Origin of the sequence: Dyella marensis (assembly GCF_900112865.1) — a bacterium.
Taxonomy (GTDB): domain Bacteria; phylum Pseudomonadota; class Gammaproteobacteria; order Xanthomonadales; family Rhodanobacteraceae; genus Dyella_D; species Dyella_D marensis_A.
In genome coordinates this window covers 21,214-38,853 of the sequence record NZ_FONH01000016.1, presented here as the reverse complement: position 1 = coordinate 38,853, position 17,640 = coordinate 21,214, and the positions used below count along the sequence as shown (strand labels likewise).

The following is a 17,640-nucleotide window of genomic DNA, read 5'->3' as shown; positions in this document are numbered from 1 at the left end:
ATGCGGCGCGAGGCGCCGGCGCGCTGAGCCTAGCGCGAAACGGGGGTGGCGGAGCTAGTCGGCTTGAGGAGGTAGCCCGGATGCCTGTCGCGAGGCTGAGGAGGCCCGCCGCAGGCGTCCCCGCAGCACCCGTTCCAGCACCAGCGGCAGCAGCGCGAGCAAGGCGATGCAGCCCAGCGAGAGCAGGATCTTCGGCTGCAGCAGGATCGAGCTGTCGAAGCGGCCATGCGTGCGCGCGAGCGCTTCGCCCAGGCCGGCGCCGATCGAGGTCTCGAACACCAGCGACACCGTGCCGCCCAGCCAGCTGGCGCCGAGGAACAGCCACAGCGGGCAGCGCAGCCAGGCCAGGCACACGGTGATCAGACCGAACGGCGCGACCGGCACGAAGCGCAGGAACAGGGTGTAGGCGACCGGGTGCTGTTCGAAGCCATGGTGGATGCGTTCGATCAGCGCCGGCGGATGGCGGCCGCCGTTGCCGAAGGCGTAGCGGCTGGCCAGGTACAGGATCAGCGTGCCCAGGGTCAGCCCGACCGAGGCGTAAGCCGTGCCTTCCAACGTGCCGAACACGAAGCCGCCGGCCATGATGATCAGCACGGTGCCGGGCACGCCGGTGGACATCGCCAGCGTGAGCACGCCGATGAAGGCGATGCGGCTCAGCCAGGGGCTGTCGGTCACCTGGGCGCGCAGCTGGTCCTGGTGCTGCACCAGCTGCTCGGGATGCAGCTGGTCGAGCGCGCCGGAGAGAAACAGCACGACGCCGGCGAGCACCAGCAGGAGCAGCGGCAGCGCGGCGCGCAGGCGGCTCACGCGGGCTTAGTAGCTTTGTCCGCGCGCGCCGTACGCGGCCAGCACGGCGCGCGCCTCGTCGCGCAGGATGTCGCGGCGCACGGCGATGCCGCGGCGTTCCAGCTCGCCGACCCAGTCGGCGGGCAGCGGGCCTTCGTCGAACGCGGTCAGCTCCATCACGTCCTCGGCGCGTGCGCCGATCAGCAGCTCGTCCACGCCCGCCCACACGGTGGCGCCGTAGCACTGGCAGCACGGCTGTGCGCTGGTGGCCAGGGTGTAGCGGCCGCCGTCGGCGTTGAGGCGGAAGCTGGCCATGCGCTGCTGCGCGGCCATGTAGGCCATCATCTCGGCGTGCGCCACCGAGCAGGTCTGCGGCACCACGCGGTTGACGCCGACCGAGATGACGCGCCCGTGCGCATCGAACACCGCCGCGCCGAACGGACCGCCCAGGCCATGCTCGATGTTGTGGCTGGACAGCTGGATGGCCAGGTCCACGCGTTCCTCGTCGGTGAGATAGCGCTTGCCGGTATCGACCAGGTCGCCCAGCCACGGCGGCAGGGTCAGGTGGATCTGCAGCGGCAGCATGCTCATGCCTGTTTGGCCCAGGTATCGCGCAGGGTGACGGTGCGGTTGAATATCGGCTTCTGCGCACCGTGCTCGACGCGATCGGCGACGAAATAACCCAGGCGCTCGAACTGGAAGCGCTGCTCCGGCGCGGTGGCGGCCGCGGACGGTTCCACCCAGGCCTGCACGATGCGCTTGGCTTCCGGATTGATGTGCTCGATCCAGGTCTTGCCGTCGCTCTCGTCGTCCGGCGCGGCCACGTTGAACAGGCGGTCGTACACGCGCACTTCGGCGGCCACCGCGTGGCGCGCGCTGACCCAGTGGATGGTGCCCTTCACCTTGCGGTCGGCGCCGGGCATGCCCTGGCGCGAGTCGAGGTCGAGCGTGCAGCGCAGCTCGATCACGTTGCCGGCGGCGTCCTTCACCAGTTCCTCGCATTTGACGATGCCGACGCCGCGCAGGCGCACCTCGCCCTCGGGTTTGAGGCGGTGGAAGCCCTTCGGCGGCACTTCGGCGAAGTCCTCGCGCTCGATCCACAGCTCGCGCGCGAACGGCACCTCGCGCGTGCCGAAGCTCTCGTCCTTCGGATGATTGGCGAAGGACAGGGTTTCCTCGTGGTCTTCGGCCAGGTTGGTGATCACCAGCTTGAGCGGATCGAGCACCGCCAGGCGGCGCGGCGCGCTGGCGTCGAGGTCCTCGCGCACGCAGTTCTCGAAGATGGCGTAGTCGATCACGCTGTTCTGCTTGCTCACGCCCAGGCGCTCGATCAGCAGGCGGATGCCGCCCGGCGTGAAACCGCGGCGGCGCAGGCCGCGCAGGGTGTTCATGCGCGGATCGTCCCAGCCGTCGACCAGGCGTTCGTTGACCAGCTGGGCAAGCTTGCGCTTGCTGGTGATGCAGTAGCTCAGGTTGAGGCGCGAGAACTCGATCTGGCGCGGCTTGGCCGGCTCGGTCTTGAAGCCGCCTTCGCGCAGGTGGGTCCACAGCTCCGGATGGTTGGCCAGGTCGACCTTGTCGACGAACCAGTCGTACAGCGGGCGGTGGTCCTCGAATTCCAGCGTGCACAGCGAATGGGTGATGCCTTCCAGCGCGTCGGAAAGGCAATGCGCATAGTCGTACATCGGGTAGATCGGCCAGGCGTCGCCGGTGTTCTGGTGCGGGATGCGGCGGATACGGTAGATCGCCGGGTCGCGCATGTTGATATTGCCGGAGGTCATGTCGATCTTCGCGCGCAGCGTCTTGGCGCCGTCGGCGAATTCGCCCTCGCGCATGCGGCGGAACAGGTCCAGGTTTTCCGCCACGCTGCGCTCGCGGTGCGGCGAGTTGCGGCCCGGCGCGGTCAGCGTGCCGCGGTATTCGCGCATCTCGTCGGCGTTGAGGTCGTCGACGTAGGCGTGGCCGTCCTCGATCAGCTTGACCGCGGCGCGGTAGAACACCTCGAAGTAGTCGGAGGCGTGGCGCAGGTCGTGCCAGTCGTAGCCGAGCCAGCGCACGTCGTCCTTGATGCCCTCGACGAACTCGGGGTCTTCCTTGCCCGGGTTGGTGTCGTCCAGGCGCAGGTTGCACCAGCCGGCGAATTCGCGGGCGATGCCGAAGTTCAGGCAGATCGCCTTGGCGTGGCCGATATGCAGGTAGCCGTTGGGCTCGGGCGGGAAACGCGTGCGGATGGCGTGGTGCTTGCCGTTCGCCAGGTCGTCGCGAATGATCTGGCGCACGAAGTCACGCTGGCCCTCGGCCGGGGCGGCGCTGGCGGACGTGGTTTCGGCGGCGGCGGGTTCGGTCGACATCGGGCGGGGCTCGCGGGTGATTGGCTGAAACGGCCAAGTTTACCTTGGAGGGAATAGGGAATGGAGAATAGGGAATAGGAAGAGCGGGTCACGGCGATCTGAAGCGCTGTGAGCGGAGCGCGAGGTTTGCATGACCCCAAGCTCGATTCCCTATTCTCGATTCTCTATTCCCTTGCGCCGTCAGGCGCGGCCGCTCAGGCCGGCGTGGGCGCCACACGGCTGCCGCCGCCGCGGGCCGGCGCCACGCAGACGCGGTTGCGGCCCTGCGCCTTGGCCCGGTACAGGGCCAGGTCGGCCTGGCGCATCCAGGCGCCGACGTCGCGGGCGTCCTCGCCCACCGAGGCCACGCCCAGGCTGATCGTCCATGGGATGTGCTGGTCGCTGCGTTCGGGGCGGCTGTTCTCGGCCAGCAGACGGATGCGCTCGGCCACCGCGCTGGCGCGCTCCAGGTCGGTCTCCGGCAGCACGATGCCGAATTCGTCGCCGCCGAGGCGGCCGGGCGTGTCCACGTCGCGCAGGCCGCGCTGCAGCAGGCGGGCGAGGTCGCCCAGCAGCTGGTCGCCGGCGGCGTGGCCGTAGCGGTCGTTGATCTGCTTGAAGCCGTCCACGTCGAGCAGGATCAGCGCGGCCGGACGCTGGTTGCGCTGGTAGCGCAGCCATTCGACGCCGACCGCTTCGAGCCAGTGGTTGCGGTTGTTGAGGCCGGTCAGCGCGTCGGTGCGGCTGAGCTGGTCCAGCTGGCGGTTCTGCTGGCGCACCCTTTGAGTCAGGGTGAAATTCACCATGCTCATCCATACCGGATAGATCACCAGCATCGGGATGGAGGCCATGACGTTGAGCGTGGTCGACACCGGCTGCAGGCGGAAGCCATCCAGCCACCACACCGCCAGGCACACGGCCACCTGCAGCGCGAGCGACTTCAGCACCAGCCGCAGGCCGCCGGCGCTGATCCGGTCCATCGCCATCATCGCCACCAGCAGTGCGCTCGGCAGCAGGTTGAACTGCATCAGCGCGACCCAGGCGCCGCCGATGGCCGCATCGATCACCAGGTGGGCGTGCTCGGCTTCGATCGGGCGCGGCGAACGGGTGGAACGCAGATAGGCCAGGTGCGGCCACACCAGCGCATTGACGGCCAGCAGGCCCCACAGCCACCACGCGGCGTGCAGCTGGTAGAGCACGCTGGCGACCGGCAGCGCGCCCAGCCCGAGCCCGAGCAGGCGGAGGCGGTAGACCCGCGTCACGAACCTGAGGTGTCCTTCCCGTGCCGCACTAGACATTCCGCCTCTTCCCCTAAAAGAGCCGCCTTCCGTGGACGACCTTAAAGCAGCGTCCGCGCGGTTGCCACTAGGCCGCACGGCCGGCTCGGCAAGCTCTTGCGGCTCCAGCGGACGGGGGGTAGCTTGCCGGCATGCGCATCGCCTACCGAGCCGAGACCCTGATCGACGCCCACCTCGTGAAGGACGCGCTCGAACGCGCGGAAATCCCCGCCTTCGTCGCCGGCGAATATCTCACCGGCGCGGTCGGCAATCTGCCCGCGCTCGACTACGTCGCCGTGCTGGTGCCGGAAGCGAGCCTGCCCGCCGCCGCGGCGGTGGTGCGCGAGGTGGAGCGCGAACTGGCCGATGCGCGGCTGGCGCTGGACGAGGAAATCGACGACGGCGCGCCGTCGTTCATGCCTGCCTGAGCGGCGCTATGCTTGCGCGTTCCTCTTCGCAGCACAGGCAGCGCCCGCTCCCATGGAATCCAATCTCCGACAGATCGAGGCGCTGATCCGCGCCGTTCCCGATTTTCCGCAGCCGGGCGTGGTGTTTCGCGACATCACGCCGCTGCTGGCCGATGCCGGTGGCTTCGCACGCTGCATCGACGCGCTGGCCGAGCCCTGGCAGGGCAGCGGGGTGCAGGCGGTGTGCGGGATCGAGTCGCGCGGCTTCATCTTCGGCGCGGCGCTAGCGCAGAAGCTGCACGCCGGCTTCGTGCCGCTGCGCAAGCCCAACAAGCTGCCGCCGCCGGTGGTGTCGGTCGACTACGCGCTGGAATACGGCAAGGACCGCCTGGAGGCACGTAACGATGCGCTGCGTCCGGGCGAAAGAGTGTTGATCGTCGACGACGTGCTCGCCACCGGCGGCACCCTGGACGCTGCCTGCCGGCTGGTCGAAACGCTGGGCGCGGTGCGCGTGGGCGCCAGCGTGGTGATCGAGCTGGAAGCCCTGCAAGGCCGCCACCGCCTGCCCGGGAATACGCCGCTGCACGCGTTGCTGCGCTACTGAGGAGCGCGGGCAGGGCGTTGAGAAGCCGGTCGATCGACGCCACTTTGTCCACTCTCGAAAGCAGGAGAATCGCCATGCTCGGTATCGGTGCCTGGAAACAACGTCTGCCCCAGCGCGAGCAGGCGCTGCCCGGCCGCACGCAGGCCATCGCGCCGCCCGCGGCCCATGATGTACACGGCCGGCCGCTGACGCCGGCGTCCTTCCCCGGCAGCGAGGTGCTGCAGGTCGGCATGGGCTGCTTCTGGGGCGCGGAGCGCAAGTTCTGGCAGCTGCCCGGCGTGCTGACCACGGCGGTCGGCTACGCCGGCGGCTACACGCCCAATCCCACCTATCGCGAAGTGTGTTCCGGCGAGACCGGGCACGCGGAAGTGGTGCAGGTGGTGTACGACCCGGCGCAGGTGAGCCTGGATACCCTGTTGCGCACGTTCTGGGAGAGCCACGATCCGACCCAGGGCATGCAGCAGGGCAACGATGTCGGTACGCAGTACCGTTCGGCCATCTATACGTCCACGCCGGCACAGCGCGAGGCGGCGGAGGCATCGCTTGAGCGCTACCAGGCGGAGCTGGGCCGCGCAGGGCATGGCCGGATCACCACCGAGATCGCCGACGCCGGCCCGTTCTATTACGCGGAGCCGGAGCACCAGCAGTACCTGTCGAAGAATCCCGGGGGTTACTGCGGGCTGGGCGGTACGGGCGTGACTTGCCCCATTGGCCTCACCGGCGGCTGACGCCGACTTGCCCCCTCTCTCGTCCGGGGAGAGGTTGGGGTGAGGGGGCGGGCGGAGCGCGGCGCTGACCTGGCGATAAGCTAAAGAGCTCTTCGCTTCATAGAAAAGCTTGGGCGAGCCCCAGCCCCTCATCTGCCTGCCGGCATCTTCTCCCCGGAAGGGAGAAGAGTTTTCTTATTTCACGCCGCGGCTAGCCTTGGTTTTCCAGTATCCCCACAACGTGGGGTGATACCACTGCTTCGATGAGCCCTCACCGGCGCGCGGAGTCAGCGTGCCCTCGGCAGCATCGCGCAGCGCCGCCTTCATCAACGGCAAGGCCGCCGCCAACTGCAACACCGGATAGGTGGCGAAGCTGTCTTCCTCTTCTACCTCGATGCGCGCCTGGTACAGCACACCCCCGGTATCCACCCCTTCATCCACCAGATGCACGGTCACGCCACAGCGCTCGCGATCGTCGTTCGCCAGCGCCCAGTAACCGCCGTGCACGCCGCGATACGCCGGCGTGATACCCATATGCGTATTGATGAATGGGGCATCCACCGCCGCCAGCAGCTTCTTCGACAGGATGCGCGTGCCGTTCACCACTACGGCCTGCGGCTCCAGCTTCTTCAGCAATGCGGCAACGCGTTTGTGGTTGGCGCTGTCGACAGGGGTTATCGCGATGCCGGGTATCGGCGTATCCGACAGGCCATGGCGATGCATCAGCATCGCGATGCGCATGTCTGCGGCGCGGCTCAATAGCCGGCTGTACAGGATGAAGCAGAACTGGCCGAAGGTTTCCCACCAACCCAGCGTGCGTGCGCGATAGCGCAGCATCTTCAGCGCGGAGGGCTTGCGTTCGACGATTACCGCGACGATCTCGAATTCGTCGCGCAAGCCATTGTATATCGCGTTGGTCGACCAACCCTCGCCCGCGAGCAAAGCGATCCTAGGCTTGGCCGGCATGCATGTCCTCCAGCAAGTTGGCCACTTCGCCCATGTTGAGCGACTGCATGCCGAAGCGCTCGCGCAGATAGCCGTAGTAGCCGAGCACTTCGGCCAGGCAGGCGAGATTGCGTGCGGTATTCGCGCCGAAGTTGTGCGGATGCCACCACAGGTGGAACAGCCGTCCGCCGGTGGCCGCGTCCAGCATGGCGCGCTTGATGCGGCGCAGGCGCAGGCCCTCCAGTGGCGCGAGCGAGCGCGAATACGGCCGCAGGAAACGGCTGGACGGAATATTGAACGGACGGCTGCGCGCGCAGTCCTCCAGCGCGTAGGTGTGGTAGCCGCTCAAGTTGATATACGAGTCGAGCAGGCGCGAGGCGCGCACGATCAGATTCTGTTCGCGCTGGTTGCGCGGCGTATAGAACGCCGCGTTCTCATTGCCGCGATAACAGGCGATGCCCAGCTCGTCGAGCACCGCCAGATACTCCTGGTTGCTCTGGTTGCGCGGGAACACCAGGCTGGCGATGGGGATGCCATGCGAACGGGCCGCGGCGAGCGCCGCCTTGAGGTCGGCACGGAACGCCTCCAGCGTCTGTCCATCCTCAAGACAGTAGTAATGCGAGAACGTGTGCGTGCCGATTTCCTGGCCGTCGTAATCGCGGATCAGCTCGACCATCTCCGGCGCGAAGTGATACGGGTCGTCCGCGGTATTCCACGCATGCTCCTGCAGGTATCGATACGAGGACAGCTGCTGCCGGCGATAGTCGGGCAGCACCTCCGGCAGGTTGCGCCGCAGTTCGTCGGCGTCCTTGTAGAACAGGAAGCCCAGCGTGGCCCAGGTGGCGTGGACGGCGTGTTCGTCGAACAGCTGCAGCATGCCGCGGATGGCATCCCGCTCGCCGCGCAGGTTGGATTCGTAGCTCGCGATGCTGCGCGCGTCGCGCACACCCCAATAGAGCTCGAGATCCAGCGAGACGGTGAAGATGCCCGGCATGGTCTGCACTTAACCTCGTGATCTGATTCGCCGCCGCATTCCGCCGTGCATCGTCCGCCGCGCCGCGCAGGCGGCGTGTGGCGATCCAGGCAGTCCTTCTGCCCCCCTTTGTTCAGCCTCGAGGCGTGCGTCGAGCGAACAATCTCGCGGATTGTTCTGGCGCCAATATGAAGGCTTGATGAGGGGGCGGCCCCGAGCGGATCCGCCGTTTAAGTGGCCGTTTGTGTGCGCACGCACATCCAGGCGCTACAGGCTCTTAGGTCGAGGCGCGCGGGCGGTTCGCCGGCTTGGCTCCGTTCAGTTCCGGCCGCAGCAGTTCGGGCGGCATGCCGCGGATCACCTCGGCGAAGCGTTTCAGAAATGTGCCAGTCGACGAACTCTTGCGCCACACCAGCGCGATCCGGCGGCTGGGTGGATGACCGGCGAATTCCACCAGGTGCACGTTATCGGTGCGCGCCACCGGCGGCTTGATCGCCAGCGTGGGCAGCAGGGTGATGCCGACATTGGCGGCGACCATCTGGCGCAGCGTTTCCAGGCTGGTGGCACGGAAACCCGAGCGTTCGCCGGCGCCGGCCAGCTGGCACACCTCCAGCGCCTGGTCGCGCAGGCAATGGCCGTCTTCCAGCAGCAGCAGGCTTTCGTCTTCCAGGTCGCCCAGCTTGAGACGATGTTTCTTGTGCGCCAGCGGATGATTCTCCGGCACGGCCAGCACGAAGGGTTCCTCGAACAGGAATTCGGTGTGCAGGCTGTCCTCGTGCAAGGGCAGGGCCAGCACGCCGACATCCAGCGAGCCTTCGCGCAGCATGCGGATCACCTGCTCGGTCTTCTCTTCCACCAGCAGCAGTTCCAGCCGCGGGAAGCGCTGGCGCACCAGCGGCACCAAGTGCGGCAGCAGGTAAGGGCCGAGGGTGGGGAAGATGCCCAGGCGCAAGGTGCCGGATTCCGGATCGCGCGTGCGCTGCGCGATCGCCTTGATCTCGTCGACCTCCGACAGCACGCCGCGCGCACGGCGGGCGATCTCGCGGCCGGTCTCGGTCAGCAGCACCTTGCGCGGGGTGCGTTCGACCAGCGGCACGCCCAGTTCGTCCTCCAGCTTCTTGATCTGCGTCGACAGGGTGGGCTGGCTGACGAAGCTGGCCTCGGCGGCGCGGCCGAAATGCCGGTGCTCGGCCAGGGCGACGAGGTATTGGAGATCGCGCAGATTCATCAGGCGGGCCGCGGCAGGCAGGACAATAGCCGGAATCTATCACGATCATGAGAACAATCAATTAGAACAATCCGTGCGAAATGCCTAATCTTCGCCTCACCAAGTCTTGCTCCATCCGCGCGCCACTCTTGCCCCTCCCCCCGCAGGCGCGCGGTTCCCCACCGGTGGCGAAGCCTCTTCGCCGCCGGTTTTTTTCGTGCACGAAGCGAAGCGCGATGCTGCGCAGCAGCGGGAATGCCATGTCTTCTGGCACTGTGTCCGAAGTCATGCCAGCTCCTAGCTTGCAAGGCTCTTTGTGTCCCCTGGGGAAATTCTCATGCGTCGTTTCGTCCGCCCGCTCGTGCTGAGCGTCCTTGCCGCGTCCTGCGGCGCCGCCCTGGCCGCCACCCCCGCCGCCTCCGACCAGCCGCAAGGCAAGCTGCCGCGCTGGGCGATGCCGGAGTCCTATCAGCTGGCTTTCAAGGTGGATCCGAAGCAGCAGGATTTCTCCGGCACCACCGTGATCAAGCTGAAGCTGGAGCAGGCCTCCGACCACATCTGGATGCACGGCCGCGAGCTGAAGGTGAGCAAGGTCACCATCACCGACGCCAAGGGCAAGACGCACGCCGGCAAGTACGTGGAGGCGGCACCGAAGGAAGGCGTGGTGCGCATCGACCTCGGCGGCACCATGCAGCCGCAGGAGCTGACCGTCGCGATCGAATACGCCGCGCCGCTCAACCAGCAGCTGCAGGGCCTGTACAAGGTCAGCCACGAAGGCCAGCCGTACGCGATGACGCAGATGGAGCCGATCAGCGCGCGCTTCGCCTTCCCCGGTTTCGACGAGCCCTCGTTCAAGACGCCGTTCGACCTGAAGCTGACCATCCCCGCCGATGAAGTCGGCATCGCCAACACCAAGCAGGTGAAGGAAGAGAAGGCTGCCGCCGGCTGGAAGACGCTGACTTTCGCCACCACCCAGCCGCTGCCGACCTACCTGGTGGCATTCGGCGTGGGTCCGTGGGACGTGGTCAACGGTCCGACCATCCCGGCTTCCGAGTACCGCAAGCAGTCCACCGACCTGCGCGGCATCGCCGCCAAGGGCGAAGGCCACCGCATGCAGCACGTGCTGGGCGAGACGCCGAGCATCATCAAGGCGCTGGAGGACTACTACGGCTTCGGCTATCCGTTCGACAAGCTCGACCTGCTCGCCGCGCCGGACTTCTCCGCCGGCGCGATGGAGAACCCGGGCCTGGTCACTTTCCGCGACTGGCTGCTGCTGCTCGACAAGGATTCCGCCGCCCAGTACGTGCGCGGCTCCTTCAACGTCACCGCGCACGAACTGGCCCACCAGTGGACCGGCGACACCGTGACCATGGGCTGGTGGGACGACCTGTGGCTCAACGAGGCGTTCGCCACCTGGATGCAGCAGAAGGTCACCCAGAAGGTGCATCCGGAATACCGCGCCGACCTCGACCGCGTGCGCGGCGCGCAGGGTGCGATGAACGGCGACAGCCTGGTTACCACGCGCAAGATCCGCCAGCCGATCACCGGCAACGGCGACATCGAGACCGCCTTCGACGGCATCACCTACCAGAAGGGTGCGGCGGTGCTGGGCATGTTCGAGGGTTATGTCAGCGAGCCGGTGTTCCAGAAGGGCATGCGCGCCTACATCCAGGACCACAAGTTCGGCAATGCCACTGCCGAGGACCTGATCGACTCGATCGCCAAGGCCGCCGACAAGGGCGAGGACTTCAAGAACGCGTTCAAGAGCTTCCTCAACCAGCCGGGCGTGCCCTACGTGCAGACCAGGCTGGCGCAGGAAGGCGGCAAGACCGTGCTGCACCTGAGCCAGAGCCGTTACCTGCCGCTGGGCAGCACCGGCGACGCCAACCACCTGTGGGGCGTGCCGGTGTGCGTGCGCTACGCCACCGCCGACGGCAGCAAGGTCGCCTGCGAACTGCTCGACAAGGCGCAGGGCACCATGGCGCTGCCGGGCGCCACCGCGCAGACCTGGGTGATGCCCAATGCCAACGGCAGCGGCTACTACCGCTTCAGCATGGACAAGAGCGACCTGGCCAACCTCGGCAAGCAGATCGGCAAGCTGGCCGACGCCGAGCAGCTGGCCTATGGCGACGCGGTGAATGCCGCGTTCCGCCGCGGCGATATCGACGCCGGTTCCGCGCTGGCCGCGCTCAAGCCGCTGACCGCCTCGAAGGTGCGCGAGGTGTCCACCGCGCCGATGAACACCTTCGGCTGGATCTACGACCAGCTCGCCACCACCGACGCGCAGCGCGCCAAGCTGGTGGCCTGGGCCAAGTCCTCCTACCTGCCGGAACTGCAGCGCCTGGGCTACCAGCGCAAGGACGGCGAGGCCGACGGCGACTCTTTGCAGCGCGCCACCCTGGCCAACTTCCTCGGCCTGGACGTGAAGCTGCCGGAAGTGCGCGCGGAACTGCTCAAGCAGGGCGATGCGGTGCTCAAGGGCAAGGCCGACGGCAGCCTGGACTTTGCCGCCGCCGACTCCAACCTGCTCGGCAGCGCCCTCGGCGTGGCGGTGCAGGAGCACGGCAAGAGCGCGGTCGATGCACTGATCGCCCAGCTGCCGAAGACCAGCGACCCGGCCCAGCGCAACGCCATCCTGGCGGGCCTGTCGGAGGCCAGCGATGCGGCGCAGGCCGAGCGCGTGCGCGACCTGTCGCTGGACAAGTCGGTCAAGGTCGGCGAGATGGCCGCGCTGCTGCGCGGCAACCGCGACACCCAGGCCGGCCGCGATGCGGTGTGGAAGTGGTCGGTGGCGAACTACGACAAGATCGTGGCGCGCACCGGCAGCTTCGCCGGCGGTCGCCTGCCGGGCCTGATGGGCGGCGGCGGCTGCTCGAAGGCCGAGGCGGATCGCCTGCAGGAGTTCTTCAAGACCCGCGCGAAGGAAGTCACCGGCGCCGAGCGCGGCTTGGCGCAGAACACCGAGGCCACGCTGCTGTGCTCCGCGCTGAAGGGCAAGCAGGATCCGGCGGCGATCCTGCGTTGATCGACCGGCACTGCTTGTCACGACAGCAGTAACCAACCGGGCGGCGCGAGCCGCCCGGTTTTTTTTCGCCCGGGCCAACCCCGCCCCGCGAGCCGCCACGTTGGACCCTTCACGGCGTTGTCACCGATGGCGCCGTTCCACCACACTGCGTCGCGGCCACTGACGGCCCAAGGGAGACAGGTATGCGTCGATGGGGATGGCTGTTGGGTCTGTGGGCGCTCGCGGCGCCGTTGCTGGCGCAGGATGTGCCGCCACCGCTGCGCGATTGGCAGGCGTGGGTGCTGCACGACGTGCCCCAGCATGCCTGTCCGTTCCTCGCCAACCAGGGACCGGGCAACGTGCAATGCGCCTGGCCGGGGCGGCTCGGCATCGACGCCGGCAAGGACGGCGGGCGCTTCTCTCTCGATGTGCATGTGGATGCGCCCAGCTGGGTGGCGCTGCCGGGTGACGCACGCAACTGGCCGCAGCAGGTGACGGCCGGCGCGAAAGCGCTGGCGGTGCTCGAGCGCGGCGGCGAGCCGTCGGTGTGGCTGGAGCCGGGTGATTACAGCCTGCACGGCACGCTGCCCTGGTCGTCACGGCCCGCGCGGCTGCGCGTGCCGCCTTCGATCGGCCTGGTCGCCTTGAATGTGGATGGCGCCGCGGTCACGCGTGTCGAGCGCAATGGCGATCGATTGACGCTGGGCGAGGCGGCCGAAGCGCAGCGCGCGGCGGACGCCTTGTCCCTGCGCGTCTATCGCCGGCTGGAGGATGGCCTGCCGGCGACGCTGGAAACGCATCTGCAGATCAACGTCACCGGCAGCGCGCGCGAGCAATTGCTCGGTCCGGCGCTGCCGCAAGGTTTCGTCGCCACGGCGCTGAGCAGCGACCTGCCGGCGCGCCTGGAAAGCGATGGCCGGTTGCGCATCCAGTTGCGCCCGGGCCAGTGGACGCTGGACCTCACCTCGCGCGGCACCGATGTGCTCAAGCAGGTGGCGCTGAAGCTGCCGGCCGAGCCCTGGCCGCGCCAGGAAATCTGGAGCTACCAGGACGCCACCGACCTGCGCAGCACGCGCGTGGAAGGCCAGCCCACCGACGCCGCGCAGGCCGGCGTGCCGGATGACTGGCGCGAGCTGCCGGCGTTTGCGCTGGACGATAACCAGGGCCTCGCCGTCGAGCAGGGCACGCGCGGCAGCGAAGGCGGGCAGGGCGACCAGGTGCAGGTGCAGCGGCAGATCTGGCTGGATTTCGACGGCCGCGGGCTCAACGTCAGCGATCACCTGAGCGGCACGCTGCGCAAGAGCCAGCGCCTGGACGTCGGCGCGCCCTGGCAATTGCAGCGCGCCGCGCAGGGCGAGACGCCGCTGCTGGTCACCAGTGGCAAGGATGGACGCAGTGGCGTGGAGCTGCGCGAATCGCAATTGGACCTGAGCGCGGGCTTGCGCCTGCCGCATGGCGGCTCGCTGCCCAGCGGCGGTTGGCAGTTGCCGCTGGAGAACATCGAGGCGACCTTGCATCTGCCGTACGGCTACCGCCTGCTCGGTGCGTCCGGGGCGGATCGTTCGCCGGATTCGTGGATCGCGCAGTGGAGTCTGCTCGATCTGTTCGTGGTGGCTTTGATCGCGCTGCTGGCGGGCCGCCTGATGGGGTGGCCGTGGGCGTTGCTGGCGATCGGTTTCCTGGCCTTGTCGCAGCACGAAGCCGGCGCGCCGCGCTGGACGCTAGGTGTTGCGCTGGCGCTGGCCTTGCTGGCGCGCGCGCTGCCGGAAGGCAAGCTGCGGCTGGGTTCGCGCATCGGCGCAGGTGCGGTGCTGGCCTTGGCGGCGCTGTGGTCGCTGCCGTTCGCGGCGACGCAGATGGATTACGTGTTGCATCCGCAGCTCGAAGAGGGTGGTGCGAGGACGGTGGCATCGATAGCCCCGAAGCCGACGCCAGCGCAGGAGGCGATGGACCGGATGGATAAAGCGACCATGGCGCGCCAGGCCGCGCCTCCCGCCGGCATCGACGAAGCGTCCAGCGAGCCGGTCGCGGAAGCAGTGCCCGCTCCTCCTCCGCCGCCTGCGCCAGCAGCGGCGCCATCGCTGAATTCGTATAGCGCCGGCTATGCCAATGACGCCAAGGCGCAGAAGCTGGAGGGCGTCACGGTACTCAGTGCGCCCGGGATGTCGTCGGGCAATCGCTTCTCGCAGCAAGCCGACACCCGCAACATCATCCAGGCCGGCCATGGCGAACCTGGCTGGAATCTCGGCAACAACTATCGCCTCGGCTGGTCAGGCCCCGTCACGGCGGAGCAGACTACGCGCCTGGTGATTGCGCCGGCATGGCTGGTGCGGCTGCTGCGCCTGGGGATGCTGGTGCTGCTGGCGGGCTTGCTCGCACGCATCGTCCTGCGCGTGTTCCGTCCTGGCGATGGCGGCACGCCGCGCTGGCCGTTCGCCCGCGCGAGCGCGGCGCTGTTGCTGATCGCGCTGGTGCCGCAGGTGACGCACGCGCAGGACACGCTGCCGAATGACGCGCTGCTGCAGCAACTGCGCCAGCGTCTGACCGAGGCGCCGAAGTGCGTGCCGAACTGCGCGGCGGTTGCGTCCGCGCAGATCCAGGCCAACGCCGACCAGATCGACGTCGATCTTGAATTGCACGTCGGTGCGCCGGTGGCGGTGCCGCTGCCGCAGGCGGATGCGTCATTGCAGCTGCAGAGTGTCGGTGTCGACGGCCACGCCGATGCGGCCCTGGCGCAGCGCGGGGCGCAGACCCTGGTGCGGCTCGAGCGCGGCGTGCATCGCCTGTCGTTGCGCTATCGCGCGGTGGCGGCCGATACGGTGAGCCTGCGCTTCGCACTGCACCCGCAGCGGGTGGGCTTCGCCGGGCAGGGCTGGGCGATCGATGGTGTGGATGAGGGCCGCGCCCTGGGCGACAGCCTTTCGCTGCATCGCGTGCATGCGGGCGCGGATGGCAAGGAGGTCACTGCCAACAGCCAGACCTTCCCACCCTACGTCACCGTGCAGCGTGTGCTGGTGCTGGGCGTGGACTGGACCGTGGAAACCACAGTGACTCGCGTGGCGCCGCACGACGGTGGTTTCAGCCTCGATTTGCCGCTGCTGCCGGGCGAACACCCGCTGGGCGACGATGCGCGTGTGCACGACGGCCGCATCGGCGTGACCTTCAACGGCAACCAGGAAGAGGTCAGCTGGACCAGCCGGCTCGATCGCGCCGACGAGCTGGAACTGAAGGCGCCCGCGCTCGGCGAGCGCGCGGAGTACTGGGAAGTGCAGGCCGCGCCGATGTGGCATGTCGACGGCGAAGGCGTGCCCGTCAGCCAGAACGACGGCGCGCTGTCTTTCAGGCCGCTGCCGGGCGAAGTCCTGCGGCTGGCGGTGACCCAGCCCAAGGCGGTCGCCGGAGACAGCCTCGCCTTCGACTCGGTGCAGGTAGAAAGCGCCGTCGGCGATCGCGCCACCGAAACCACCGTGCAGTTGCTCGCACGCAGCACGCGGGGAGGCGAGCATGCGATCGCGCTGCCGGCCGGTGCGGAATTGCTGGAAGCACAGCGCGATGGCGTGCCGCTGAGTCTGGCCGTGCGCGACGGCAAGCTGAGCCTGCCGCTGCTGCCCGGCGCGCATCGCTTCGAATTGCGCCTGCGCGAACCGCATGGCATTGCGGCCGCGACACGCAGTGCGTCATTGGCGCTGGGCGCGCCGGCGGCGAACCTGTACCTGGGCGTGAACCTGCCGCAAGACCGCTGGGTGCTGTGGACCTGGGGCCCGACTGCAGGGCCCGCGGTGCTGTACTGGTCGCAGCTGGTCGTGCTGCTGCTGGTCGCCTGGCTGCTGGCGCGCTATGCGCCCACGCCGCTGCGCTTCCATCACTGGCTGCTGCTGGGCCTGGGCTTCTCGGCCTTCGCCTGGAGCGCTTACGCCCTGGTGGTGGTGTGGCTGATCGCGCTGGGACTGCGGGCGCGCCGCACACCGCCGGAGCGGCTGGGTGTGGTGGGTTTCAACCTGCTGCAGGTCGCGCTGGCGTTCTTCACCCTGATCGCGCTGGTCGTGCTGATCTCGGCGGTGCCGAAGGGCTTGCTCGGCCTGCCGGACATGCACGTGGCCGGCAACGGTTCCACGGCGTGGCAATTGCGCTGGTTCGCTGACCAGACCGTCGATGCGCTGCCGCGCGGCGGCGTGTTCAGCGTGTCGCTGTGGGCCTACAAGATCGCCATGCTGCTGTGGGCGCTGTGGCTGGCCAATGCCTTGATCGGCTGGCTGCGCTGGGGCTTCGAGGCGTGGACGCGCGAAGGCTATTGGCGCAAGGGCGAGCCGCGCGCGGAAGCGCCGCACGCCATGCCGCCGGAGCTGCCGCCGCAGCCGCCGGTGGAGCGTCACGATGGTTGATGTGCGCGGCGCGCTGGCCGCGGCGACGCGGCGCCTCGGCGAACGGATCGATGCCGAGGCGCTGCTGCTGCATGTGCTGGACAAGCCGCGCAGCTGGCTGGTCGCGCACGACACCGATGTATTGGACGACCAGATCCGCGCGGCCTTCGAGGCGATGGTCGCGCGGCGCGAGGCGGGCGAGCCGGTGGCTTACATCACCGGCCGCCGCGGCTTCTGGTCGCTCGAACTGGAGGTGACTCCGGCCACGCTGATCCCGCGGCCGGAGACCGAGCTAGTGGTGGAACTTGCGCTGGAACGCCTGCCGCCGGACCGGCCCGCTCGCGTGGTGGACCTGGGCACCGGCAGCGGCGCGATCGCGCTCGCTATCGCCAAGGAACGTCCGCGCGCCGCGGTGACCGCGGTGGATCTGAGCGCGGATGCGCTCGCGGTCGCCCGCGGCAATGCGCGGCGGCTCGGCCTGGAGCGCGTGCGCTTTCTGCATGGGACTTGGATGACACCGTTGTCCGGCGAGCGCTTTGAACTGATCGTGTCCAATCCGCCGTATATCGAAGCCGCCGATCCGCATCTCGGGCAGGGCGACCTGCGCTTCGAGCCGGCCACGGCGCTGGCCTCGGGCGCCGACGGGCTCGATGCCATCCGCGAGATCGTCGCGGCGGCGCCGGCCCATCTCGAAGCCGGCGGCTGGCTGCTGCTGGAGCACGGCTGGGACCAGGGGGCGGCGGTGCGCGCCCTGCTGGACCAGGCGGGCTATGCGGAGGTGTTCACCGCCACCGACCTGGAAGGACGCGACCGCGTCTCCGGCGGCCGGCGCTAGCGCCGGCCTTACTCCGTTTTCACCTGTCCGCCACGCCCGCGGCGCGCCGGCTTGCGCATGCGTCGCAAAAACGTGCCCTGGCGCGCAGTCTTGCGCAGGTCAGGATTGACAACGTTGTCAGCCAGGAGTCCATTGGCCCGGCTGGCGCCTGGGCGCCAGTGCTGATGGGGAGCCGGGGAGGGCGCCACATCGTCGGGAGGGAGG

General features: G+C 68.5%; 13 protein-coding genes. 6 read left to right on the top strand and 7 right to left on the bottom strand.

The genetic code is table 11. The features are described from left to right. Positions 1-54: 54 nt before the first annotated feature. The 4 genes from BM172_RS17085 to BM172_RS17070 form a co-directional block, all read right to left on the bottom strand. Positions 55-807, bottom strand: a complete 753-nt coding sequence (locus BM172_RS17085) for a TVP38/TMEM64 family protein (RefSeq protein ID WP_051548780.1) — start codon at positions 805-807, stop codon at positions 55-57. 6 nt (positions 808-813) lie between these two features. Continuing rightward, positions 814-1,371, bottom strand: a complete 558-nt coding sequence (locus BM172_RS17080; RefSeq protein ID WP_026635656.1) for a nucleoside deaminase — start codon at positions 1,369-1,371, stop codon at positions 814-816. Positions 1,372-1,373: 2 nt separating this feature from the next. Beyond that, positions 1,374-3,137 (bottom strand): glutamine--tRNA ligase/YqeY domain fusion protein, encoded by a 1,764-nt coding sequence (locus BM172_RS17075; protein ID WP_026635657.1) that lies wholly within the window; start codon positions 3,135-3,137, stop codon positions 1,374-1,376. Between the two features lie 194 nt (positions 3,138-3,331). Next, the gene (locus BM172_RS17070) at positions 3,332-4,378 is read right to left on the bottom strand and encodes a sensor domain-containing diguanylate cyclase (protein WP_051548783.1); all 1,047 of its coding nucleotides are present in this window, start codon (positions 4,376-4,378) and stop codon (positions 3,332-3,334) included. Between the two features lie 167 nt (positions 4,379-4,545). On the opposite strand from BM172_RS17070, the gene BM172_RS17065 reads away from it, so the two are divergent. The 3 genes from BM172_RS17065 to msrA all read left to right on the top strand — a co-directional run bounded on the left by BM172_RS17065 (position 4,546) and on the right by msrA (position 6,132). Then, the gene (locus BM172_RS17065; RefSeq protein ID WP_026635658.1) at positions 4,546-4,821 is read left to right on the top strand and encodes a putative signal transducing protein; all 276 of its coding nucleotides are present in this window, start codon (positions 4,546-4,548) and stop codon (positions 4,819-4,821) included. A 52-nt stretch (positions 4,822-4,873) separates the two neighbouring features. Continuing rightward, positions 4,874-5,404 carry an adenine phosphoribosyltransferase gene (locus tag BM172_RS17060; protein ID WP_026635659.1) on the top strand — a complete coding sequence of 177 codons (531 nt, stop codon included), beginning with the start codon at positions 4,874-4,876 and terminating at the stop codon, positions 5,402-5,404. 74 nt (positions 5,405-5,478) lie between these two features. Next, the gene (gene msrA / locus BM172_RS17055; protein WP_026635660.1) at positions 5,479-6,132 is read left to right on the top strand and encodes a peptide-methionine (S)-S-oxide reductase MsrA; all 654 of its coding nucleotides are present in this window, start codon (positions 5,479-5,481) and stop codon (positions 6,130-6,132) included. A 174-nt stretch (positions 6,133-6,306) separates the two neighbouring features. Here the strand turns inward: msrA and BM172_RS17050 are convergent, their stop codons facing one another. The 3 genes from BM172_RS17050 to oxyR all read right to left on the bottom strand — a co-directional run bounded on the left by BM172_RS17050 (position 6,307) and on the right by oxyR (position 9,257). Beyond that, positions 6,307-7,077, bottom strand: coding sequence for a formyl transferase (locus tag BM172_RS17050; RefSeq protein ID WP_026635661.1), 771 nt, complete (start codon positions 7,075-7,077; stop codon positions 6,307-6,309). Then, on the bottom strand, positions 7,061-8,050 hold the full coding sequence (locus tag BM172_RS17045; RefSeq protein ID WP_026635662.1) for a polysaccharide deacetylase family protein: 990 nt from the start codon (positions 8,048-8,050) through the stop codon (positions 7,061-7,063). Before BM172_RS17045 ends, BM172_RS17050 begins: the two co-directional genes overlap by 17 nt. A 256-nt stretch (positions 8,051-8,306) precedes the next feature. After that, positions 8,307-9,257, bottom strand: coding sequence for a DNA-binding transcriptional regulator OxyR (gene oxyR, locus BM172_RS17040; protein ID WP_026635663.1), 951 nt, complete (start codon positions 9,255-9,257; stop codon positions 8,307-8,309). 316 nt (positions 9,258-9,573) lie between these two features. Between oxyR and BM172_RS17035 the strand changes: the two genes are divergently transcribed. The 3 genes from BM172_RS17035 to prmC all read left to right on the top strand — a co-directional run bounded on the left by BM172_RS17035 (position 9,574) and on the right by prmC (position 17,436). Then, a complete protein-coding gene (locus BM172_RS17035; RefSeq protein ID WP_026635664.1) occupies positions 9,574-12,261 on the top strand; it encodes a M1 family metallopeptidase in 2,688 nt (895 codons plus the stop codon). A 182-nt stretch (positions 12,262-12,443) separates the two neighbouring features. Then, positions 12,444-16,622 (top strand): hypothetical protein, encoded by a 4,179-nt coding sequence (locus tag BM172_RS17030; RefSeq protein WP_035323481.1) that lies wholly within the window; start codon positions 12,444-12,446, stop codon positions 16,620-16,622. Then, the gene (gene prmC / locus BM172_RS17025; RefSeq protein ID WP_026635666.1) at positions 16,615-17,436 is read left to right on the top strand and encodes a peptide chain release factor N(5)-glutamine methyltransferase; all 822 of its coding nucleotides are present in this window, start codon (positions 16,615-16,617) and stop codon (positions 17,434-17,436) included. The genes BM172_RS17030 and prmC overlap by 8 nt, the downstream gene beginning before the upstream one ends. Positions 17,437-17,640: the final 204 nt, after the last annotated feature.

Coding starts and splice junctions, on each gene's coding strand:
- BM172_RS17080 (WP_026635656.1), bottom strand. CDS start 1,371: ATGCTGCCGCTGCAGATCCACCTGACCCTGCCGCCGTGGCTGGGCGAC.
- BM172_RS17050 (WP_026635661.1), bottom strand. CDS start 7,077: ATGCCGGCCAAGCCTAGGATCGCTTTGCTCGCGGGCGAGGGTTGGTCG.
- BM172_RS17045 (WP_026635662.1), bottom strand. CDS start 8,050: ATGCCGGGCATCTTCACCGTCTCGCTGGATCTCGAGCTCTATTGGGGT.
- oxyR (WP_026635663.1), bottom strand. CDS start 9,257: ATGAATCTGCGCGATCTCCAATACCTCGTCGCCCTGGCCGAGCACCGG.
- BM172_RS17065 (WP_026635658.1), top strand. CDS start 4,546: ATGCGCATCGCCTACCGAGCCGAGACCCTGATCGACGCCCACCTCGTG.
- BM172_RS17035 (WP_026635664.1), top strand. CDS start 9,574: ATGCGTCGTTTCGTCCGCCCGCTCGTGCTGAGCGTCCTTGCCGCGTCC.
- prmC (WP_026635666.1), top strand. CDS start 16,615: ATGGTTGATGTGCGCGGCGCGCTGGCCGCGGCGACGCGGCGCCTCGGC.
- msrA (WP_026635660.1), top strand. CDS start 5,479: ATGCTCGGTATCGGTGCCTGGAAACAACGTCTGCCCCAGCGCGAGCAG.
- BM172_RS17030 (WP_035323481.1), top strand. CDS start 12,444: ATGCGTCGATGGGGATGGCTGTTGGGTCTGTGGGCGCTCGCGGCGCCG.
- BM172_RS17075 (WP_026635657.1), bottom strand. CDS start 3,137: ATGTCGACCGAACCCGCCGCCGCCGAAACCACGTCCGCCAGCGCCGCC.
- BM172_RS17060 (WP_026635659.1), top strand. CDS start 4,874: ATGGAATCCAATCTCCGACAGATCGAGGCGCTGATCCGCGCCGTTCCC.